This window comes from Chloroflexota bacterium (assembly GCA_016235055.1).
Classification (GTDB): domain Bacteria; phylum Chloroflexota; class Anaerolineae; order JACRMK01; family JACRMK01; genus JACRMK01.
The window spans coordinates 1-22,366 of sequence record JACRMK010000074.1; the positions used below are offsets into that span (position 1 = coordinate 1).

The 22,366-nt window shown below is 63.1% G+C and carries 19 protein-coding genes and 1 tRNA gene; 12 read left to right on the forward strand and 8 right to left on the reverse strand.

Annotated features, from left to right (window positions below):
- Window positions 1-407: 407 nt before the first annotated feature.
- The 5 genes from HZB53_18485 (at window position 408) to HZB53_18505 (ending at window position 7,272) form a co-directional block, all read left to right on the forward strand.
- Window positions 408-1,046: a hypothetical protein gene (locus HZB53_18485; protein MBI5879642.1), complete on the forward strand. Its 639-nt coding sequence runs from the start codon at window positions 408-410 to the stop codon at window positions 1,044-1,046.
- Between the two features lie 1,182 nt (window positions 1,047-2,228).
- A complete protein-coding gene (gene ilvB, locus HZB53_18490) occupies window positions 2,229-3,965 on the forward strand; it encodes a biosynthetic-type acetolactate synthase large subunit (GenBank protein ID MBI5879643.1) in 1,737 nt (578 codons plus the stop codon).
- A gap of 24 nt (window positions 3,966-3,989) precedes the next feature.
- Window positions 3,990-4,499 (forward strand): acetolactate synthase small subunit, encoded by a 510-nt coding sequence (gene ilvN / locus HZB53_18495; GenBank protein MBI5879644.1) that lies wholly within the window; start codon window positions 3,990-3,992, stop codon window positions 4,497-4,499.
- A 52-nt stretch (window positions 4,500-4,551) separates the two neighbouring features.
- Window positions 4,552-5,562, forward strand: a complete 1,011-nt coding sequence (gene ilvC, locus HZB53_18500; GenBank protein MBI5879645.1) for a ketol-acid reductoisomerase — start codon at window positions 4,552-4,554, stop codon at window positions 5,560-5,562.
- Window positions 5,563-5,751: 189 nt separating this feature from the next.
- Window positions 5,752-7,272, forward strand: coding sequence for a 2-isopropylmalate synthase (locus HZB53_18505; GenBank protein MBI5879646.1), 1,521 nt, complete (start codon window positions 5,752-5,754; stop codon window positions 7,270-7,272).
- A 102-nt stretch (window positions 7,273-7,374) separates the two neighbouring features.
- Here HZB53_18505 and HZB53_18510 read toward each other — a convergent pair whose 3' ends face one another.
- Window positions 7,375-7,629 carry a hypothetical protein gene (locus tag HZB53_18510; GenBank protein MBI5879647.1) on the reverse strand — a complete coding sequence of 85 codons (255 nt, stop codon included), beginning with the start codon at window positions 7,627-7,629 and terminating at the stop codon, window positions 7,375-7,377.
- A 58-nt stretch (window positions 7,630-7,687) separates the two neighbouring features.
- Between HZB53_18510 and leuC the strand changes: the two genes are divergently transcribed.
- The 3 genes from leuC (at window position 7,688) to HZB53_18525 (ending at window position 10,754) form a co-directional block, all read left to right on the forward strand.
- The gene (gene leuC / locus HZB53_18515) at window positions 7,688-9,088 is read left to right on the forward strand and encodes a 3-isopropylmalate dehydratase large subunit (GenBank protein ID MBI5879648.1); all 1,401 of its coding nucleotides are present in this window, start codon (window positions 7,688-7,690) and stop codon (window positions 9,086-9,088) included.
- Window positions 9,089-9,258: 170 nt separating this feature from the next.
- The gene (locus HZB53_18520; protein ID MBI5879649.1) at window positions 9,259-10,239 is read left to right on the forward strand and encodes an aldo/keto reductase; all 981 of its coding nucleotides are present in this window, start codon (window positions 9,259-9,261) and stop codon (window positions 10,237-10,239) included.
- Window positions 10,236-10,754: a GNAT family N-acetyltransferase gene (locus HZB53_18525; GenBank protein ID MBI5879650.1), complete on the forward strand. Its 519-nt coding sequence runs from the start codon at window positions 10,236-10,238 to the stop codon at window positions 10,752-10,754. Before HZB53_18520 ends, HZB53_18525 begins: the two co-directional genes overlap by 4 nt.
- Here the strand turns inward: HZB53_18525 and HZB53_18530 are convergent.
- Window positions 10,741-11,223 carry a hypothetical protein gene (locus HZB53_18530; GenBank protein MBI5879651.1) on the reverse strand — a complete coding sequence of 161 codons (483 nt, stop codon included), beginning with the start codon at window positions 11,221-11,223 and terminating at the stop codon, window positions 10,741-10,743. The genes HZB53_18525 and HZB53_18530 overlap by 14 nt on opposite strands.
- Before the next feature lie 194 nt (window positions 11,224-11,417).
- Between HZB53_18530 and leuD the strand changes: the two genes are divergently transcribed.
- The 4 genes from leuD (at window position 11,418) to leuB (ending at window position 16,677) form a co-directional block, all read left to right on the forward strand.
- Window positions 11,418-12,017 (forward strand): 3-isopropylmalate dehydratase small subunit, encoded by a 600-nt coding sequence (leuD, locus tag HZB53_18535; protein ID MBI5879652.1) that lies wholly within the window; start codon window positions 11,418-11,420, stop codon window positions 12,015-12,017.
- Between the two features lie 8 nt (window positions 12,018-12,025).
- Window positions 12,026-13,588 carry a citramalate synthase gene (locus HZB53_18540; GenBank protein ID MBI5879653.1) on the forward strand — a complete coding sequence of 521 codons (1,563 nt, stop codon included), beginning with the start codon at window positions 12,026-12,028 and terminating at the stop codon, window positions 13,586-13,588.
- Between the two features lie 228 nt (window positions 13,589-13,816).
- On the forward strand, window positions 13,817-15,442 hold the full coding sequence (locus tag HZB53_18545) for a hypothetical protein (GenBank protein MBI5879654.1): 1,626 nt from the start codon (window positions 13,817-13,819) through the stop codon (window positions 15,440-15,442).
- Between the two features lie 164 nt (window positions 15,443-15,606).
- Window positions 15,607-16,677: a 3-isopropylmalate dehydrogenase gene (gene leuB / locus HZB53_18550; GenBank protein MBI5879655.1), complete on the forward strand. Its 1,071-nt coding sequence runs from the start codon at window positions 15,607-15,609 to the stop codon at window positions 16,675-16,677.
- Window positions 16,678-16,735: 58 nt separating this feature from the next.
- Here the strand turns inward: leuB and HZB53_18555 are convergent.
- The 6 genes from HZB53_18555 to HZB53_18580 form a co-directional block, all read right to left on the reverse strand.
- A tRNA-Leu gene (locus tag HZB53_18555) sits at window positions 16,736-16,822 on the reverse strand.
- 451 nt (window positions 16,823-17,273) lie between these two features.
- Window positions 17,274-17,807, reverse strand: a complete 534-nt coding sequence (locus tag HZB53_18560) for an SRPBCC family protein (GenBank protein ID MBI5879656.1) — start codon at window positions 17,805-17,807, stop codon at window positions 17,274-17,276.
- 191 nt (window positions 17,808-17,998) lie between these two features.
- Window positions 17,999-19,681: a peptide ABC transporter substrate-binding protein gene (locus HZB53_18565; GenBank protein ID MBI5879657.1), complete on the reverse strand. Its 1,683-nt coding sequence runs from the start codon at window positions 19,679-19,681 to the stop codon at window positions 17,999-18,001.
- Between the two features lie 61 nt (window positions 19,682-19,742).
- Complete coding sequence (secG, locus tag HZB53_18570) at window positions 19,743-19,958, reverse strand: preprotein translocase subunit SecG (GenBank protein MBI5879658.1); 216 nt, start codon at window positions 19,956-19,958, stop codon at window positions 19,743-19,745.
- A 183-nt stretch (window positions 19,959-20,141) separates the two neighbouring features.
- Window positions 20,142-21,185: a calcium/proton exchanger gene (gene cax, locus HZB53_18575; GenBank protein ID MBI5879659.1), complete on the reverse strand. Its 1,044-nt coding sequence runs from the start codon at window positions 21,183-21,185 to the stop codon at window positions 20,142-20,144.
- Between the two features lie 38 nt (window positions 21,186-21,223).
- A complete protein-coding gene (locus HZB53_18580) occupies window positions 21,224-22,183 on the reverse strand; it encodes a diacylglycerol kinase family lipid kinase (protein MBI5879660.1) in 960 nt (319 codons plus the stop codon).
- Window positions 22,184-22,366 lie beyond the last annotated feature (183 nt).

Consider the following 22,366-nt stretch of genomic DNA (forward strand, 5'->3'; position numbering starts at 1 on the left):
CGCGGCGGCGCAGCCGCCGCGCACCTCCCCTAAGAATCTCGCCCCCTCCCAACGAAGTTGGGAGGGGGTCGGGGGGAGGGCAGCGCCACTTTTTCGGCGGGCCAGCTTGCGTGACAAGCGCCTGAGAGCCAGCGCATCGCGAGCGGCATTGGAAAGTACCGGTACAAAGCCAAATTGAGAATTGCTGGAGTGGGCGATTTGGTTTTGACAACCGGCTGTCCCTGGGACTATAATGCGCGGCAACCCACAGCCAACCCATCTACGCGACGCGCGGCGTCCACGCAGACGCCGTAAGGACGGTTCGTATGTAGTTGCTCGGACACCGCGCCATGCCTCCCGGAGGCATAGGGCGCTTTTTTGTTTCTGCGGCCCACCCCATACCCACTATCGCGAAAGGACGGTGCCCAATGATCAACCCGAACCTCTCCCCGTTCACACACGTTGCTCCGCCAGTCCGGAGCGAGGCCCGATCGGCCTTCTGGACCTTGATGATCGGGTGGATCGTCGCCTCCCTTGTTGGTTTCGCCGCCGGTGTGCTCTTGCTGTCCATGCCCGACAATCGCCTGACCAGCGATCTGGGATCGCGGGCGGTGGGCCAACTGCTACTGCTGCTCGGGCTGCCATCCAGCATCGCGCAATGGTGGGTGCTGCGTCATCATGTGCGCAACGCGTCGTTCTGGATCCTGGCGACCCTCGGCGGCAGCGTGGTAGCGATTGCCGTGGCGGCCGTGTTCCCGCCATATACTGAGCCGCCGGCCGTCATACTGATCCCGATCTTCGTATCCGTGGCGCAGACGCTTGCGCTCTGGCACTTCGTGGGGCGACCAACGTCCGCGGTACTCGGCTGGGTCATCATGAGCCCGCTGATTACCGGCGCGAGTTGGGGCGCCGGGCTGTTGCTCATGTTCATGACCGCCAATTTCACGGTAGTGTATATGAGACCGTGGTATGACGTGCTGGGCGGTTTCACCATCTTTATCGGCCTGCCCATTGCCGTGCTAACCGGCCTCTATCTTGTGCGCGTATTCCGCGATATCCGCGCCTGAGCGTGCGTGACGCCGTCGGTCGCACACTAACGTGCCGCCCCTTGGCGCCAATCCCGGCTGAAATGGAGGCGCGACACGCTGACTGCGCCTCCGCAACACGGCTGGCATCGCGCTGAGGCCCATCCAACGTCGCCGGACACCCAACGCGAACGTGCCCCGAGTCTGTCGGAGGAATGAAGAAACGGGCGCATACGTGTTGGTCCTGTTGCCTGCCGCTGCGCACGCCGGACTGTGCCACAAATTGGCATATTGGGGGTTGCCCATTAATGCGATCTGTAATCTACGTATGCGATACTGCGACAGAGTGAAGGGCAACCTTCGCTTCCAGTTGCCCAGGCAATGCACCTTACGTCGTTCACACATCGCACTCGTCAACATTGCGCAACTGTGACAAGTAAGGAACCCGGTCCCGCCAGATCGGGTTTCTTATTTTGTCGACAGCGGCGGAAACTACGGCGGAGCCTATGTGTGCTCGCCTCCGCGTTGACGCGGACATGAGGTCGTCGGCTGAGCGTGTCGAAGCCGTCGTTTGCCCGTCTCCACGCGGATGCCGCGCGCGAACTCTGGCCCGTCAGAACCTTGACTTTACGCGATCGAAGCGTGCCGACCAGCCGCCAACGCGAACGATTGGCGGGCGTCCCGGGCGCGGGCAAACTCCGGCACAGCAATTCTCATTTTGGAGCCGGCCGCCAGGTTGCCTGCACCTCCCCGTAGAATCTCGCCCCCTCCCAACGAAGTTGGGAGGGGGTCGGGGGGAGGGCAACGCCGCTTTCTTGGCGAGCCAGCATGCGTGACAAGCACCAGGGGGGCCAGTTCATAGCACGCCGGCAATGGAAAGTACCCGCCCAAGGCCAAAATGAGAATTGCTGACTCCGGCATGTTGTGTTTGACACGGTGCGAAAGCTCTGATATACTGCCGAACAATTCACGGACATAAGCAGCTATGCATCTTCCAGCTTCCGTAGTTCTCATTGGCCTGGTTCTTATCCAGCTTCTTGGCATTGTCGTCATTGCCAAGAAGCCACTAGCCGTTGGGGAGCTGGCGAGCGCGCCGTGTGCGCGCTAAATGCAACACGAGCCGAACACTTTCAGCCGCCTCCCGACACGGGGGGCGGTTTTGTTTTGCCGACTGCGCCGGCGCGATGCGTCGCAGCCGGCAATCACACTAACGCGGGAGACAATATGAGTGCATCCAATTCGTCGGAGTCCGATCGGTCTGGGCGCCGCGGGAAGCGCATGAAAGGCTCGGAAGCGCTGGTGCGCTGCCTGGAGCGCGAGGAAGTCGAGTATGTATTCGGCTACCCGGGCGGCGCGTCGCTGCCGATCTACGACGCCATGTACGACGCCGAGATCAAACACATTCTCGTCCGGCACGAGCAGGTCGCCGGCCACGCGGCATCGGGGTACGCGCGGGCGACGGGCAAGGTCGGCGTCTGCTCCGCGACCTCCGGCCCCGGCGCCACCAACCTGGTCACGGCGTTGACCGATGCATTCATGGACTCTACGGCACTGGTCGCGCTGACGTCGCAGGTGGCCACTCCCGTGATTGGCCGCGATGCGTTCCAGGAGTGCGATACCGTCGGCATCACCATGCCGATCACGAAGCACAACACGCTGGTGACCGACGCGCGCAACCTGTCGTATGCCGTGACGGAAGCGTTCTACCTCGCCCGCACGGGCCGGCCAGGCCCCACGCTGGTTGATATTCCCCGCGATGTTTCCCAGGCTGAGATTGATTTTGTCGAGCCCGGCCCCATTTCGTTCAAGGGCTACCGTCCGCGCTATGAGCCGGACCCGGCGCAGGTTGCGGCCGCCGCGCAGGCGATCATGCGCGCGGAGAAACCGCTGCTGTATGTGGGCGGTGGCGTCATCAGTTCCGGCGCGTGGCGCGAACTACGCGCGCTTGCCGAGAAGACGAATATCCCGGTCGCCTGGACGCTAATGGGCAAGGGCGCGTTCGACGAGACGCACCCGCTGGCGGTTGGCATGCTCGGCATGCACGGCCCGGCCTATGCCAACTACGCCATTCATAACTGCGACCTGATGATTACAGTCGGGGCCCGCTTTGACGACCGCGTGACGGGCAAGCTGTCCGCCTTCGCGCCGTATGCCAAGGTGGTGCATCTGGACATCGACGCGGCCGAGTTGAGCAAGAACCGCAAGGCCGACTACCCGGTTCTGGGCGATGCCAAGGCGAGCCTGACCAAGCTGGTTGAGCAGGTCAGCCCCTGTGCGATTGAGCCGTGGCGCCGGCAAATCAAGGAGTGGATGGAAAAGTACCCGCTGCGCTACACACAGGGGGATACGGAGATCTCGCCGCAGTTCGCCGTCGACCGCATCTACCAGTTGACGAAGGACCGCGACCCGATCGTCACGACCGATGTGGGCCAGCACCAGATGTGGGCCGCGCAACTGATCAAGACGCGCCTGCCCAACCGCTTCATCTCGTCGGGCGGCCTCGGCACGATGGGCTACGGCGTGCCGGCCGCGCTCGGCGCGCAGTTCGGGCGGCCGCAGGACCTGGTGCTGACGATCTGCGGCGATGGCGGCTTCCAGATGACGGTGCAGGCGCTGACAACCGGCCTGGAGTTCAAGCAGCCGTTCAAGGTCTTCATCCTCAACAACGGCTACCTGGGCATGGTGCGGCAGTGGCAGGATCTGTTCTACAAGCACCGATACTCCGAAGTGGATCTGCGTGGCGGCAATCCCGATTTCGCCCGGCTCGCCGAGGCGTATGGCTGCCACGGTATCAAGGTCACGCGCCCGGACTTGCTCGACACGGCGATCAAGCGCTCGCTGGAACTCAATGACAAGCCGGTTGTCGTCGAAATCGCCGTGACGGCGGAAGAAAACGTCTACCCGATGATCCCGTCGGGCATGACCGTCCACGACATGATCATCGAAGGGCCGCAGCGCTAGCCGCGCGCCGCCCAGGGGAAACACATGAAACACACACTTGTCGCACTCGTCGAAAACAAGCCGGGCGTGCTGATGCGCGTGGCGGGCATGTTCCGCCGCCGCAACTTCAATATTGAAAGCCTGACCGTCGGGCACACCGAGACGCCGGAACTGTCGCGCATGACGATCGTCGTCGAGGGGCAGCAGTCCGACCTCGCGCAGGTCGAGCGCAACCTCGGCAAGATGGTGGACGTGGTCGGGCTTAACGACTTGACACACCAGCCGATCGTCGCGCGCGATCTGGCGTTGATCAAGGTGCGTGCCGACGGCGTCCGGCGCAGCGAAATCATGCAGATCGTCGATATCTTTCACGGCAAGATCGTCGATGTGACGCACGACGCCGTAATCATCGAGATTGCGGCCACCGAGCAGAAGGTCGACTCGCTGGTCGAGTTGTGCAAGCCTTTTGGCATTATCGAGATGGTGCGCACCGGCCGCGTCGCCATGCTGCGCGGCCACCAGAACGGCAACGGAAATGGCGAAGAGCACGAATAACCGCTCCGCCGGAAAACTTCACCCCATCCAACTTAGAGGAGAATTTGCACCGATGGCAAACATCTACAGTGACAAGGACGCCGATCTTTCGCTGCTGAACGGCAAGACAGTCGCGATCATTGGCTACGGCTCGCAGGGTCATGCCCACGCGCTCAACCTGCGCGACAGCGGCGTGAAGGTGGTGGTCGGGCTGCACGAAACGAGCACGTCGCGCGCCAAGGCGCTGGCTGAGGGATTGCGTGTGCTCTCCGTGGCCGACGCGGCGAAGGAAGCCGACGTGGTCATGATGCTGGTGCCGGACCCGTACGCGCCGAAGATCTACAAGGATTCGGTCGAGCCGTACATGACGCCGGGCAAGACGCTGATGTTCGCGCACGGCTTCAACATCCGCTTCGGGCAGATCGTTCCCTCGAAAGATGTGGACGTGAGCATGATCGCGCCGAAGGCGCCGGGCCACCGCATGCGCGAAGTGTTCCAGGCCGGGCAGGGCGTGCCGGCGCTCGTCGCCGTGCACCAGGACGCCAGCGGCAAAGCCAAGGCGAACGCGCTGGCGTACGCCAAGGGCGTCGGTTCCACGCGCGCGGCGGTCATCGAGACCACGTTCACCGAGGAAACCGAGACCGACTTGTTCGGCGAGCAGTCCGTGTTGTGCGGCGGCGTGAGCGAGTTGATTAAGGCTGGGTTCGACACGCTGGTCGAGGCCGGCTACCAGCCGGAGATCGCCTACTTCGAGTGCCTGCATGAGGTGAAGCTGATCGTGGACTTGATGTACCAGGGCGGCCTCTCGTACATGCGCTATTCGGTGAGCGACACGGCCGAGTACGGCGACTACGTCAGCGGCAAGCGCGTGATCAGCGATACCGTCAAGGCCGAGATGAAGAAGATCCTGGCCGACATCCAGAGCGGCGCCTTCGCCGAGCAGTGGATCGACGAGAACCAGCAGGGCCGCCCGACGTTCTACAATATGCGCAAGGCGGCGCAGGGCTCGAAGCTCGAGACGACCGGCAAGCAGTTGCGCCAGATGATGCAGTGGCTAAACCCGAAGGAAGCGCCGGCCGACTAACAGTAGACAGTAGTCAGATGCCAGTAGCCTGACCACACAGAACAGTCAACAGTGAACAGTGAACGGTGAGTGGCGAACGGCGAGCGGTGAGCAACAAGACGATGAGGCCTCTATCGTCAACTGTTCACCGTTCACTGTTCACTTCTTGCCGTACACCGGTAACGAGCGGGTGATGCACCAGGAGAGACCATGGACCGCGTACTGATTTTTGACACGACGCTGCGCGACGGCGAGCAATCGCCCGGTTTTTCGATGAACACCAAAGAGAAGTTGGAAATGGCCAAGCAACTGGCCGCGCTCAAGGTGGACGTCATCGAGGCGGGCTTCCCGATCTCCTCGCCGGGCGACCTTGACGCCGTGCAGACGATCGCGCGCGAAGTGCGCGGCCCCATCATCGCGGCGCTGGCGCGGGCGAACAAGTTGGATGTCAATGCGGCGTGGCAGGGGGTCAAGGAGGCGCTGAACCCGCGCATTCACACCTTCATCGCCACGTCCGAAATCCACATGAAGCACAAGCTGCGCATCACGCCGAATGAAGTGCTGGAAGCGACGGGCGAGGCGGTGTCTTTGGCGCGCAGCTATTGTGCCGATGTGGAGTTCTCCGCCGAAGACGCGACGCGCTCCGACCCGGAGTTCCTGGCGCGCGTGATCGAGGTGGCGATCCAGGCGGGCGCGCGGACGATCAACCTGCCCGACACGGTCGGCTACACGACGCCCTCCGAATACTCCGCGCTGCTGCGCAATCTCAAGGAGCGCGTGCCGGCGCTGAACAACGTGATCATGTCGGTGCACTGCCACAACGACCTTGGCCTGGCGGTGGCGAACTCGCTGGCGGGCGTCGAAGCGGGCGCGCGGCAGATCGAGTGCACGATCAACGGCATCGGCGAGCGCGCCGGCAACGCGTCGCTCGAAGAGGTTGTGATGGCGCTGCAGACGCGCAAGAACTTCTACGCGTTCGACGCGAGCATCGACACCAAATACATCTACCCCACGTCGCGCCTGCTGGCCAATATCACCGGTATTAAAGTGCAGCCGAACAAGGCGATTGTCGGCGCCAACGCGTTCGCGCACGAGGCGGGCATTCACCAGGACGGCGTCCTGAAGAACCCGCTGACGTACGAGATCATGAAGCCGGATACGATCGGCCTGCCGGAGAACCAACTGGTGCTCGGCAAGCACTCGGGACGGCACGCCTTCCGCGACCGTCTGAAGGAACTCGGCTACGAGTTGACCAAGGAAGACCTGGACAAGGCGTTCGCCAAGTTCAAGGATTTGTGCGACCGCAAGAAGTCGATCACCGACTACGACCTGGAAGCGCTGTTCGGCGAGGAGATCTCGAAGGCGAAGGAGTTTTACACACTGGAGGCGATGCAGGTCTCGTGCGGGTTCCCGGTCAAACCCAAAGCGACGGTAATCATCACCGGCCCCGACGGCCACTCGCACAGCGCCGACGCGAACGGCGATGGCCCGGTAGATGCCGTCTATGCGGCGATCAACAAGGTCGTCGGCAAGGTGGCCAAGGATAGCGCGCTCAAGGAGTTCTCGGTGCAGGCGGTGACGGGCGGCATGGACGCGCTCGGCCGCGTGACCGTGCGCCTGCAGCACGCCGGCCGCGAGGTTTCCGGCCACGGCGCGGACACCGACATCGTCGTCGCCAGCGCCAAGGCGTACGTGCACGCGCTCAACCGCCTGATGGCGGCGGAGGGCTAAGACGAGGCGGCGTCAGCCGCCGTGCCCTGAGCCTGTCGAAGGGCATTAAGATGCCCGTACGCTTCGACGGCGTTTTGTGCCGCTCAGCGTCCGCTATTTGCGTCAACCACGATGCGCGTGGCGGATCACGCGAACTTCCGCAACGGCGGCGTCAACGTCATCCGCGACCTCAGCAGGCGGAATGTTGGCATAGGCTTCGCGGATTTCGGCGACCGCCTGGCGTGCGCGTGCGCGAAGTGCCTCACCGTGCAGTTCGCGGTCGAGAAGCTCGATCAGGTACGCCTGCTCCACCGGTTGCAGGCTCCGGATAGCGTCGCGGATTTGTTCGAGAGTCAGTTGCACAGCCAGTGTGGACATCGATCCTCACGTTTCTGTTGTCAGTTTAGAGTGAAGTATACCCGGAGTCAACTACCTTATGCCTCAAACGCTATTCGAGAAGATCTGGAACGCGCATGTCGTATCGCAGGACGCGGAGTCGCCGGCCGTCCTTTACATTGATCTGCACCTGATTCACGAAGTCACCTCGCCGCAGGCGTTCAACGGTCTGCGCACGCGCGGCATCAAGGTGCGCCGCCCGGACCGTACCCTGGCGACGATGGACCACAGCACGCCGACGCGCGCGTTAGACCTGTCCCTTGTAGACGACATGAACAGGAACCAAGTGTTGCAACTGGAGGAAAACTGCCGCCAGTTCGGCATCCCACTGTTCAATCTCCTGAGCGACAAGCGCGGCATCGTACACATCATCGGCCCGGAGCAGGGGGTCACTCAGCCGGGCATGACGATCGTCTGCGGCGACAGTCACACGTCAACGCACGGCGCGTTCGGCTCGCTGGCGTTCGGCATCGGTACCAGCGAGGTCGAGCATGTGCTGGCGACGCAATGCCTCTTGCAGCGCAAACCGAAGACCTGTCTCGTGCGCGTTGATGGCACGCTCCGCGCGGGCGTCACGGCCAAGGACATCATCCTGGCGATCATCGCGCAGAACGGCGTCGAGGGTGGCACCGGGCACGTCTTCGAGTACGCCGGCAGCGCGATCCGCGCGTCGTCGATGGACGAGCGCATGACGATCTGCAACATGAGCATCGAGGGCGGCGCGCGCGCCGGCATGGTCGCGCCGGACGATACGACGTTCGGGTACATGGCCAGACGGCCATACGCGCCGAAAGGTGCGGCCTGGGACGAGGCGGTCGCCACCTGGCGCACGCTGCCGACCGACGACGGCGCGGCGTACGATAAGACGATTACGCTCGACGCGGACACGCTGGAGCCGATGGTCACCTACGGCACCAACCCTGGCATGGGTGTGCCGATCAGCGGCCGCGTGCCGGACCCTGACAGCCTGAGCGATATCGGCCAGAAGAACGCCGTGCGCAAGGCGCTGGAATACATGGCGCTGCAGCCGAACCAGCCGCTGCTCGGCCAGAAGATCGACGTGGTGTTCATCGGCTCGTGCACCAATGCGCGCATCAGCGATCTGCGCAACGCGGCCAATCTGCTGAAGGGCCGCAAGATCAGCGCGCAGACGCGCGTGCTGGTCGTGCCCGGCTCGCAGCAGGTCAAGAAGCAGGCCGAGCAGGAAGGCCTCGACCGCATCTTCCGCGAAGCGGGCGCCGAGTGGCGCGAATCGGGCTGCTCGATGTGCCTGGCCATGAACGGCGACCAGGTCGGCCCCGGCGAGTATGCCGTCAGCACGAGCAACCGCAACTTCGAAGGGCGGCAGGGCAAGGGCGCACGCACCTTCCTGGCCTCGCCGCTGACCGCGGCCGCCAGCGCCATCGAAGGCCGCATCGCCGATGCGCGTCGCTACCTCTGAGCCAATTTGCAGAATAGTCGGGCACCGCATCGCGCTACCCGGGGTGTAGGGACGGGTCTCTGACCTGTCCTGGGCTGGGCTTTGCCCCGCCCCTACACGAACGAGAGTGTGATTCCGTGGTCCGGTAGCTCCGAAAACCGCTTTAGACTGCACATAGGGAGCCATACGACATGCAATATGTGAATCTGGGCAAGTCCGGCCTGAAAGTCTCGCGCATCTGCCTCGGCATGATGACCTACGGCACATCGCAGTGGCGCGACTGGGTGCTCGACGAGGAGGCCAGCAAGCCGTTCGTCAAGCGCGCGCTGGAGCTTGGCATCAACTTCTTCGACACGGCCGACGTCTATTCGCTCGGCGTCAGTGAGGAAGTGACCGGACGCGCGCTCAAGGAGTACGCGAAGCGCGATGACGTCGTGATTGCCACGAAGCTCTGCAATCCGACCGGCCCCGGCCCGAACGACCGCGGGTTGGGTCGCAAGCACATCATGCGCTCGATCGACCGCTCACTGCAAAAGCTCGGTACCGACTACGTCGACTTATACCAGATTCATCGCTGGGACGCCACGACGCCGATCGAGGAGACGATGGAGGCGCTACACGACGTGGTGCGTGCGGGCAAAGCGCGTTACATCGGCGCGTCGTCCATGTACACCTGGCAGTTCGTGAAGGCGCAGTATGTCGCTGACCGGCACGGCTGGACGCGCTTCGCGGCGATGCAGAACCATTACAACCTCGTCTACCGCGAGGAAGAGCGCGAGATGAACCCGTACTGTGTGGCCGAGGGCGTCGGGCTGATCCCGTGGAGCCCGCTGGCGCGCGGCTTCCTGGCGGGCAATCGCACGCCGGACAAGAGTGGCGCGACGACTCGCGCCAAGAGCGACAAGTTCGCGCAAGACATGTATTTCACGGATGCGGATTTTGCGATCGTCGACCGGGCGGCTGCGCTGGCGAAGCAGCGTGGCGTCAGCACGGCGCAGATCGCCTACGCCTGGATGATGCACAAGCCGGGTATCGCGTCGCCGATCATCGGTGCCAGCAAGATGTACCAGTTGGAGGAGGCGGTCGCCGCGGTCGACGTCAAGCTCGGCGCGGACGAAATCAAATCGCTCGAGGAACTGTACCGGCCGCACGCGGTGCTGGGGCACTCATGAGCACGCCGGCCCAGGTCACGATACGCCGCGCGGTCGGCAGTGATATCGATGCGATTGCCAGCATCTTTGACGGGCCGAAGGCGGTGTCGGGTACCCTGCAACTGCCGTACCCGCACCCGGAGCGCTACAAAGGGCCTGTCGTCGATAACGACCCGAACAATATCATTCTCGTCGCCTGTGCAGGCGACGAGGTGGTGGGGCACCTGGGGATTCATCTGGCGCCGAACCCGCGCCGCAAGCATACCTGCGAGCTTGGTATGGCGGTGCGCGACGACTGGCAAGGGATGGGCGTCGGCACGGCACTGATGCAGGCGGCGGTGGATATGTGCGACCGCTGGTTGAACATCTCCCGCATTGAACTGGCGGTGTATGTCGATAACGTGCCGGCGCGGCGTCTGTACGAGAAGTTCGGCTTCGTCTCCGAGGGTGTGCACAAGATGCACGCGTTCCGCGACGGCGTCTACGTTGACACGATGAGCATGGCGCGGCTGCGGAAGCCGGTCAACGGCTTGTAAGCGCAAGCAGGCCGATCGCTCCGCATGACAGAGCGACAATAAGCCCAAAGGCTATGTAGGCGAATCCCAGGCGGCGTGAAGCCCTTCCGGTGACCAAGCGAATGCGGAAGGATAGTGGCCAGAAACCGATGCCCGCGCCAATAATATTGAGACCGGTCAGGATGGGTGTGAAAGCAATAAACATGCTGACAACCACGGCAATCGCGATGGCTTGTCTAGTGGCACAAGCGAAGAAAAACAACGGACCGAAAACGAACAGAAAAATGCGACCGTACCGCTTGCTGGTTTGATCCAGTTTGATCAATTGGTCAGCATTCTGAAGCGCTATTGCTTCGTTTTCCTTCCTGAATTGCTCCCCGCGACGAACGAGCTTCGGCCCCAACCAGAAGATCGTCGCGAGGATGACGATTGGCAGTAGTGGAACGGCCGCAACGAGGAATTCGTCAAAAGGCGGGAGGTTCACGGGCAATCAATGCTCCTGGATGATCATATACCCGCCATGAGCGGTTGGCAACAACTCGAAGAGTGTTGGCTAAGCGTGGCGCATTACAGCGGCAGCATTTTGGATGCTTCGCGCGGGAAGTGTGCATTAGGCCGGTGGCCTAGCCTTCGCGCTCAGCATGACATGGCGGCGAGGCAATAGACAACTAAAGAAGAGGCAACATGCAACCGATCAAAACCATTACATCCAAGATTGTGTCCGTGCCGAATGAGAACATCGACACCGATCAGATCATCCCGGCGCGCTACCTGAAGGTCACGGACAAGGCCGGGCTGGGCGAAGGGCTGTTCGCCGACTGGCGCGCCCGCGATCCCGGCTTTATCCTGAACCAGCCGCGCGCCCAGGGCGCGCAGATCCTGGTCGCCGGGGACAATTTCGGCTGCGGCTCGTCCCGCGAGCATGCACCGTGGGCGCTGCAGGGCGCCGGATTCAAGGCGGTCATCAGCACCTCGTTCGCCGACATCTTCCGCAACAACTCGCTCAAGAACGGCGTGCTGCCGATCATCGTCGATGAGGACACGCTGCACCAGTTGCAGTCGATCGCCGAGGAAGACCCGGACGCGCAGGTGAACGTCGACCTGGCCACGCAGTCGATCACGCTGCCGGACGGGCGCAAGGTCGGCTTTCCGATCGACGGCTTCAACCGGACGATGCTGTTGCAGGGCGTGGACGAAATCGGCTACACGTTGGGCAAAGACGCGGCAATCGCGAACTTTGAAGCGCAGCACCGCACCTGGGTCAACACGCAGCCCGCTAGCTGAAAGGCGCCATGATCCAGATCTACGACACGACCTTGCGCGACGGCAGCCAGCGCGAGGGCATCTCCTATTCGCTGGACGACAAACTGAAGATCGCTCGCGCACTGGACGACCTGGGCGTCGCCTTCATCGAGGGCGGCTGGCCGGGCTCCAACCCGAAGGATGCCGAGCTCTTCGAGCGCATGCAGACGATGAACCTCAAGCACGCGCTCGTCGCCGCCTTCGGCTCGACCTGCCGCGCCAACGGTACGCCCGACGACGACGCCAACATCAAGGCGTTGCTCGACGCGCATACGCCGGTCTGCACGGTCGTCGGGAAGACCTGGACGCTGCACGTCACCGATGTGCTGCGCACGACGCTGGCCGACAACCTGCGCATCATCGAGCAGAGCATCGCGTACCTGCGCGCCAACGGCCGGCGCGTTATCTACGACGCGGAGCACTTCTTCGACGGCCTGCGCGCGGACCCGACCTACGCGCTGGAGACACTTCGCGCGGCGGTACGCGGCGGCGCAGAGATCGCAGTGCTGTGCGACACAAACGGCGGTTCGATGCCGTGGGAGATCGGCGAGTGGGTGGCCGAGGTGCGCGCGGTGCTCAACTTCCCGATCGGCATTCACACGCACAACGACGGCGAGTGTGCCGTCGCCAACACGCTGCAGGCGGTGCGGGCGGGCGCGGTGCAGGTGCAGGGCACGGTCAACGGCTACGGCGAGCGCTGCGGCAACGCCAACCTGTGCGCCATCATCCCGGACATCGAGCTCAAGATGAACGAGCGCTGCCTGCCCGAAGGTAGCCTCACGAAATTGTACGAAGTCGCGCATTACGTGGCCGAGGTCGCCAACCTGTCGCCCGACGAGCACATGGCATACGTCGGCCAGTCGGCGTTCGCCCACAAGGGCGGCATCCACGTCGCGGCGATGCGCCGCAACCAGACAAGCTACCAGCATATCGCGCCCGAACTGGTCGGCAATCAGATGCGCGTCGTCGTCTCGGAACTGTCGGGACGCGGCAACCTGCTGAGCAAGGCCGAGGAGTACGGGCTGGATATCGGCAGCGGCGACGAAGTGTCGCCGGTGCTGAGCGAGATCAAAGCGCTGGAGTCGCGCGGCTTTTCATTTGAGGCCGCCGAAGCGTCGGTGGCGCTGATGATGCAGCGTCAGCAGCCGAGCTACCAGCCGCCGTTCACGCTGATCGACTTTTCGGTGCTGGTCGAGAACCGGCAGGGGCGCGGCCTGCTGGCCGAGGCCTCGGTCAAGATACAGGTCAAAGACAGTATCATGCACACGGTGGCCGACGGCAACGGCCCGGTCAATGCGCTGGACGCCGCGCTGCGCAAGGCGCTGCTGCCGTTCTACCCGCAACTGGCGCAGATGGAACTGGCCGACTACAAGGTGCGCATCCTGGACAGCAACAGCGGCACGGGCGCGATTACGCGCGTGCTGATCGACACCAGTGACGGCGTGAAACGCTGGTCGACAGTCGGCGCCAGCGCCAATATCATCGATGCTTCGTGGCGCGCCCTGAGCGATGCGGTCGAATACGGCCTCACGCTGGCGACCATGAACGCCTGAGAGGTGCCTCTTTAGCAGATTCCCATTGCTCGGCTATCATCGTGGGCGGCACACGACGCGGTAGAAGGACGCGTGCGCCAGAGCAGGGCGCACGAAAGATGGGTAATTCGATCTCGTCTGGACGGTACGACAGGTTGGCCATGGCTCAAGCGCGCCTATTGAAAGGACAGTTGCCCATTGGGAAAGCTGCGAACCCACCTTGTCTTGTACGTCACCTCACTGATGTGCATGCTGGTCGGACTAGTCTACCTCTTGCTCGCGCACACCCATCCGGTGCAGGCCGCGGGCGTGGTGACGAATTGTACGGGGACGGGCCTGGCCAACGCCATGAACAGTGGCAGCGGGCTGATTACCTTCAATTGTGGGCCTTCGCCTGTCGTCATCACCGTGACGCAGGCCGGGGGGTTCAACGCTATCGCCGGCCGATTCTACACGATTGATGGCGGCAACTTGGTGACGCTAACCGGGGCGGGTGCCAACCGACTGTTTAACATACAGGCGGCGAACGCCGCACTGACGCTGACGAATATCATACTCACTGACGGCAATGCATCGGCCGGCGGCGACGTGCCGACCGTGGGCGGAGCAATCCTCAACCAGGGTGGCCGGCTCGTGCTGGACCACGTAACGATCCGCGACAGCCAGAGCTACTACGCTGGCGGGGCGATCCGAGACTCCAACGGGACGACGATCATCATGAACAGCCTGATCGAGAACAACCAGTCGCAGTATGGCGGCGGCATTGACAGCGGCGGCACGCTGACGCTCATTAACACGATCGTGCGTAACAACCAAGCCACAGTGCATGAGGGCGGCGGCCTGGACGTCGGCGGGACGGTCGTCATCAGTAACAGTCAGATCACCGGCAACTCGGCCTATGGGAGCGCGAACGGCGGCGGCGGCGGAGTGAACATCGTCGCTTCCGGACGGGTATCGATTAGCGGCAGCCAACTCAGCGCCAACCAGACGCCCACGCAAACGACCGCCGCAACTGGCGGCGCCATTCGGAACCTCGGCCTACTGACAATCTTGGATAGCACGCTCAGCGGCAACTCGGCGAACGATGGCGGCGGCATCTACGACGAAAGTACCAGCACAGCAACTCTCGATAGGGTCATCCTCAGCGGCAACTCCGGATACGATGGCGGCGGCGGCATATACAACAATGGCAATAGCATACTGACGCTGAACAACTCGACGCTCAGCGGCAACTTTGGCGGCGGTGGTGGTGGCCTCTTCAACTACGCCACGGCGCTCCTGAATAACTCGACGTTGAGCGGCAACTCAGCAAACGCCGGCGGCGGCATGTTCAACCTCGGCATGACGACCCTGACCAATACCACGCTCAGCGGCAACTCGGCAGTCAATGGCGGCGGCCTCTACAACTATTTTGATGCCAGACTAGTGAACGTCACCTTGAGCAACAATTCGGCAACCGCCGGTGGAGCGCTCTATATGCAGAGCGGCTACACCACTGTACTGACGAATGCCATTGTGGCCTACAGCCCAAGTGGCGGCAACTGCAGCGGCTCGATCGCAGCGTCGACGTTTACCTTCTCGAGCGATAACAGTTGCGCCCTCCCAGCGGGGAACACGATCCATGGCATGAACCCGAACGGTCTCGACCCGCTGCTCACGGCACTGGGCAACTACGGCGGCCCCACGCAGGTACACATGCTCAAGCTGGGCAGCCCGGCGATTGCCGGCATCGTGGGCAATGCTGCACCTCTCACCGACCAGCGCAGTTTGCCGCGGCCGGAAGCCGACGGCAGCTTCGACATTGGCGCGGTGGAGCGGCAATTGGCGGATTCCAACCTGGCGCCACGCCTCTACCTGCCGCTCATCGTACGGTAGATTCGTTGACGGCGCATTGTGGTTTGGAAAGCGCAAGCAGAAACGAGTAGGATATCGCACATGGCCGCGCGTGTGTCTAGCGAGACAAATGCTCTCGGTACAAAGTAGAAGCGCGAAACTCGCTTCTGGCGAATGGCCAAAGTCCAGCTGAGGAGATCATCGCTTTGAAGGCACTTATCGCAGTTCTGGCGGGCGACGGCATCGGCCCGGAGGTCGTGGCCGGGGCCATGCGCGTGCTGGAAATGGTCGCAGCGAAATACGGGCACCAGTTCACCTATGACGAGTGCATCGTCGGCGGCGCATCGATCGATGCGCACGGCGTGCCGCTGGTGGACTCGACGCTGGAGGCGTGCAAGCACGCCGACGCGATCTTGTTTGGCGCGGTCGGCGGCCCGAAGTGGGACAACGCCCCGGTGCGTGTCGAGCGCGGCCTGCTGCAACTGCGAAAGGACTTGGGCTTGTATGCCAACCTGCGGCCGGTCAAGACCTACCCGCAGTTGTCGCATGCCTCGCCCCTCAAGGACGAGCGTCTGAAAGGCGTCGACCTGCTGGTTCTGCGCGAATTGACCGGCGGCCTGTACTACGGCGAGCCGCGCGGGCGTACACCGCAGGCGGACGGCAGCGTGCGCGTGGTGGACACGCTGGCGTACACGACCAAGGAGATCCGACGCATCGTGGACCTGGCGTTCCGGCTGGCGCAGGGACGGCGCAAGCACGTGACCTCGGTGGACAAGGCGAACGTGCTGGAGAGCGGGCGTTACTGGCGCGAAATGGCTATCGAGGTCGCGCAGGACTATCCGGATGTCAAACTGGCCCACCAACTGGTCGATTCGTGCGCGATGCGCCTGATCCAATGGCCGACCGACTTCGACGTGATCGTCACGGAGAACATGTTCGGCGACATTCTGACCGACGAGGCAGGCGTGCTGTGCGGGTCGCTCGGCATGCTGCCCTCGGCATCGCTGGGCGACGGTCTGCGCGGCCTCTACGAGCCGATTCACGGCTCGGCGCCGGACATCGCGGGCAAGGGCATCGCCAACCCGGTCGGCACGATCCTGAGCGCGGCCCTGCTGCTGCGCTACTCGCTCAAACTGGACGCTGAGGCCCTCGCCATCGAGAACGCAGTGGAACGCGCCATCGCCGACGGATTCCGCACCGCCGACATCGCGGCGAAAGGCGAGACGGTGTCGACGACCACGCAGATGACCGACGCGATCCTGGCGCGTATCGGGTAAATACGACGAAAACAGACAAAGCAAAACCCCGCTCTCAAACGAGAGCGGGGTTTTTGCGTGGTGCCGAGAGAGGGACTTGAACCCTCACGGACTTGCGCCCACACGCCCCTGAAACGTGCGCGTCTGCCAATTCCGCCACCTCGGCACGCGGAAAATATTATAACGCAGGCTTTCAGGAGTGTCAAAATCGCGAGTCAGGGACCAGCAATTCTCAATTTGGCTTTGGACGCGTACTGTCCAATGCCGGCTTGTCATGCGCTGGTGTTCAGGTGTTTATCACGCAAGCCAATTCGACGAGTAATAACTGCTTCCCTCCCCCCGGCCCCCTCCCAACGAAGTTGGGAGGGGGAGAGATTCTAAGGGGAGGTGCGCGGCGGCGCAGCCGCCGCGCACCTCCCCGTTAGCTTTTCCCCTTCTCCCCCGCGCGCGGGGGAGAAGGGGCCAGGGGATGAGGAGGCATACTGGCGGCCGACTCCAAAATGAGAATTGCTGTCAGGGACCTACCGATACCTCTGTGCCGATTCCCTGCCATGTCATTCTACGTCGCTGTGCACCCGGCATGGCACTGAAAGGAAGCGTGATCCGATAAAGCGGTGTCATGCGCGCTTCGAGTCTCCCGCAGAAACGATGAGATCGGGGAAGCGATCGGATATCAGATTCAGCACGACATTATGCTCAAGTAGCGCTTTGAGTCCCGAAAGCACCAGTGCAAACCCCTCCATGGAATCGAGCGCCTGTTTTACCACCTCATCTCCATCACCGTCAAAGCCGCTGTTCGTGATGCTGACGAACGTCGCGTGCTCGCCGCGCGGAGAAAACGTCCATTCGACCTCGGTGGGCTTGCCATAGGCGCCCCATTCGATGAGGATTCGCCCGTTTTTCTCAAGCGCTTTCACGCCGACTTGAACGGAAGCGCCATACATCTCCCAGTCCCATTGAATCTGCTTCCCGGTCTCAAGCCTTCCGCTGCTCTTGCTGAACCAGAACTTACATGTGATCTCAGGATTTACGAAAGCCTCGAATACTTCCGCAACGGGTTTCCGGATGAGCATTTCCGTCTTTGCGAATGGCGCATGGGTTAGTTGCAGATTCGTCGGACGCTCGACGTGTGCGCTCGGCTGTGCGGGCATGCCTTCCTCCTGGAATGGAACTAATGTTCTAGTCCTAGCATACTACGAACATTCGTTCGTGTCAAGGTGTGCGAGCGAATTTTTTCGCGCGACGCGGCGCTTCGTCGGGGAAGCACGTCTATTTCCACGGGAGCCGGAATCCATTTCGCGCTACTGGACTCCGGCGGAGGTCGGCGTGACGGCGTTCGCGCTCACGGCTTCTTGTCCACCGTCCAGTTGGCAATCGTGCGGAAGCGGTCGGCCGGGCGCGTGATCGGCCCCAGCTGCACGTTCTGAACGCGCCGGTCAACGGCGTACACATAGACCGGATAGCTGATCAGGATCGACGGCACCTGGTCGGCGAAAATATCCTGAAAGTGGCTGTACAGGTCGGCGCGGTGCTCGGGGTCCGGGTCGCGTCGCGCCTCCTCCAGCAATTCGTCCGCTTCGCGGTTCTGGAAGCCGGCGTAGTTCTGCCCCTCGTCGTTAACGCGCGTCGAATGCCACAGCGGGTACAGATCGGGGTCGGCGGCCGGGTCACGCCATTCCAGGTATATGGCGTCGAATTTGCGGGGCCGCAGGAAGTCGCGCGCCAGGCCCGAGAAACCGGTGACCTGTGGCACGGCCCTCACGCCGATGGCGCTCCACTGGCGGGTGATCTCCTCGATGACGCGCACATGGGCCGGATCGTCGCTCGACATGATCGCAAACTGCAGCGGCTGACCGTTCTTCTCAAGCACGCCGTCGTTGTTGGCATCCCGATAGCCGACTTTGGCCAGCAGGGCCTTCGCGGCATCCGGATCGGGCGCGTACTGTTTCACGTAGCGGTTGTACGCCCAGTTGCTTGGCAGGAGCGGCGAGTGGGCGATAACGCCCTGGCCGTCCAACGAGCGGTCGATGATGCGCTGGCGGTCGAGCGCCAGCATGAGCGCTTGCCGCACCTCCTTTTGCTGGAAGACCGGCAGCCGCAGATTCAGGTAGAGGATGTTGATGCCGCTCATCGGCGCCGCATACAGGTTGAGCGACTCGACCCGTTGAGCGTCGTTGACGCGTGTGGCGGGGATGCGGGAGACGCCGAGCACGTCGCCGCGCTGGTATGCGGCCAGGGCGGCGCTGTCGCTGGCGTAGAACCGTAGCTCAATCCGGCTGATCTTGGGCGTGGGACCGTAGTAGCCGGCGAACGGCTCGAGGATCACGAGTCCGTTGGCGGCGTCGATCTGCTTTACCACGAACGGGCCGGTGCCGACCGGATGCGCGCTGAATGACCGGTCAGGCCATTTGGCGGGCGGAATCGACTCAACGATGTGCGCGGGCAGGATGCCGATTGTCGCGTAAGACAGGAAGGGGGCGAACGGTTCGTTCAGCGTGAACGTCACCGTGTAGTCACCCGGCGTAGCAACCGTGACGCGCCGCCAGAAGTCGGTGAGCGCCGGGTTGGCCGGAAACTCTTTGGCCTGCAGCAGCTTGACGGTGACCGAAATGTCGCGCGAGGTAAACGGCACACCGTCGTGCCACTTGGCATCGCGTCTGAGCGCAAACGCGTATTGCAGGCCGTCTTCGCTGATGGTCCATGACAGCGCGAGCGCCGGCCGAGGCAGCCCGCTGGCGTCGTTCTGCGCCAGCCCGCTGTAGACCAGCGAGACGAGGTCCTCATCGGCGTCGTTCTGGTCGCTCAACAGCGGGTTGATCTCGCGCGGGCGTCCGACGATCGCTTCGCTGTAAAGCTGCGCCTCGGGAGGTAGTGTCGGGATGGCGGGCGATGGAACGTCGCCCGGTGCTGGCGGGGTCGCGGTATCGGCGCGCGGGCTCTGCCCGGACTGCGCGATGAATACCAGCACCGCTGCGAGCAACAGCACGCCGACGACAACCCAGCGCGCGCGAGGGGATCCCATCATGGCTGTGCGGTGAAAACAAACAAGCCCGCCGCAGGCGCAGCGGGCCGGCCGGTTATGGCTGTTACTGGAACAGGACGCTCACCAGCGACACGACGCAGAAGAGCACGGCGAGGATGACGGTCAGTTGGTGCAGCGTCTGGTCAAGACCGCGGCGGGTCGTGTAGATGCTGTCGCTGCCGAAGGTGCTGCCCAGGCCGCTGTTGCGAGTCTGCAGCAGGATCACGCCAACCAGCACGATGCTGATGATAATCTGGGCCAGATTGAAGTAAACACTCATGAATTCGTGCCTCCGAGAGAAGAATTATAGCACGCGGGCGAAAAACGCTGAAACGGCGCTGCGCGACAGCGTTTGTCGATAAACCCTCGGAGCCGGTACGCGAATCCAGACCCGAAGGGTTTTGGGGGGGCCGCTGGTCGTAGTGCCGCGCTCCTGAAACCCTTCGGGTCTACGCGATCAGTGCTACACGAAGAAGAAGCCAAACGCCAGGATGATATAGACGATCAGCAGCAGCGCGCCTTCCAGCCAGTTCGATTCGCCGTCGAGCGAGATGAGCGACGCGATCACGACCGAAACGCCCAGTGCGGCCAGTTCGAGCTCATTGAAGGCCAGCGTCATCGGGTTGCCGAATAGCAGGCTGATGAACACGAGCAGCGGCGCGACAAACAGCGCCACCTGCATGCTGGAACCCATAGAGACGCCGAGCGCAAGCTCCATCTGGTTCTTGACGGCTACCTGAATGGCCACCGCGTGCTCAGCCGCGTTGCCGATGATCGGAATCAGGATGATGCCGACGAACAATTGGGACATTCCGGACGCCTTCAGCAGCGGATCGATGCTGCCGACGAGCGTTTCGCTGAGGAAGGCCATGGCGACGACGCTCAGGATTAACACGATCAGCGCCTTGCGCAAGGTCCATGGTGGTTGTGTCTCTTCCACAATCTCGTCGCCCGGCTGGGCGGTTCCCATCGGTTTTTCGCTTGGCGCAGTCAGCGAGAAGACCAGGCTGAGCGCGTAACCGGCCATCAACGCCACCGCCACGCCCACGTTCATCTCGATGACGGAAAGCTCGCCGTGTAGAACGACGTGCGGGCCAAAGATCGCGGGCACCGCCAAACCAATGACCGCCAGCGTCATCATGGACGCGTTGGTGCTGGCGGTGCGCAGGCTGAAGCGCTGGATGCCGTTCTTCGCTCCGCCCAGCAAAATGGCTGCGCCCAGCACCAGCAGAATGTTGCCAATGATGGAGCCGGTAATGGACGCCTTGACGACCTCGACCAGCCCCTCGCGGAGCGCCACGATAGTGATGATCAGTTCGGCGGCGTTGCCCAGCGTGGCGTTGAGCAGCCCGCCCACGCGCGGACCGGTATGGTGCGCCAGGTTCTCTGTCGCGTCGCCGAGCACTTTCGCGAGCGGAATAATGGCCAGTGCCGACGTAATAAACACGAAAACCGGATCCCAATGAAGCAGCTCGGCGAGGACGACCACCGGAATAAACACGAGCATGCTGTAGATGATGCGAAGCATTGTGAGTTCTCCACGGATTAGGTTGAGAATGCGTGAACCGCTGGGTTTCGGAAAATCCGCTGCGGCAGGTTGCGTGGCACGAGCACCCGGAGTGCTGCCGGCACGCAGTCAAACTGTGCCGGCCCCACGCCGAACGGGTCGCCGTCCAGTTGGACCGGCATCGGGCGTGCAGTGCGCACCTCGATCGTCTGGCCGCGCAGGATCCGTACGCGCGGGTCGGGCCAGACGCCGCGGCGCACATAACCGATGAGATTCCAGGCGGCGGCGAGTAGTCCCGGCCCTTCGATGATCACCACGTCAAGCAATCCGTCGTCGGCGCACGCCTCGCTGGCGAAGCGAATCACGCCGCCGTATAGCTGGGTATTGGCGGCCATGACCGCCCAGATGCGCCGGCGCACCAGCCGCCCATCGACGCGAATGCGCGCCCGCACGCCGCGGAACGTCCACGCGGCCGCCGCCGCCGCGACGTAGTATGCCAGCGCGCCGGCGCGCCGCTTGAATTGGCCCAGCGCCTCCATCTGGTGCACGATGTGCGCATCGAAGCCAACCGACGCGTACAGCATGTAGTACCGGGTGCCAACCCGACCAAGGTCGATGCTGCGCACGTCGCCCTCAATCTGCATCTTCGCGCAGGCTGCCAGGACGGTCGGATCGGGCGCCAGCGGGTTCAGCATTGGCAGCCCAATTTCCTGCGCCCAGACGTTGGCTGTGCCGGCAGGCAGTACGCCCAGCGCCGTTTGCGAATGAGCCAGCCCGTTCAGCGCCTCGTTGAGCGTGCCATCGCCGCCGGCGACAAACAGCGCATCAGCGCCGGAATCGGCCGCGGCGCGCGCCAGCCGCGTCGCATCGCCGCGCGCGGTCGTTTCGTGGACTGCGGGCGACCAGTCGCGGCTGCGCAGCACGTCGGCCACGCGCGCGATCGCCTCGCGCAGGTCGCGCTGCCCGGCCGCCGGATTGAAGATGATCCAAGCGCGCATCGCGCCGATTATATCAGACTCTGCCGACAACGCTGGTACTTCGGTGACCTGTCAGCAATTCTCATATTGGAGTCTGGCCGCCAGTTCCGCCCCCTCATCCCCTGGCCCCTTCTCCCCCGCGCGCGGGGGAGAAGGGGAGAAGCTAACGGGGAGGTGCGCGGCGGCGCAGCCGCCGCGCACCTC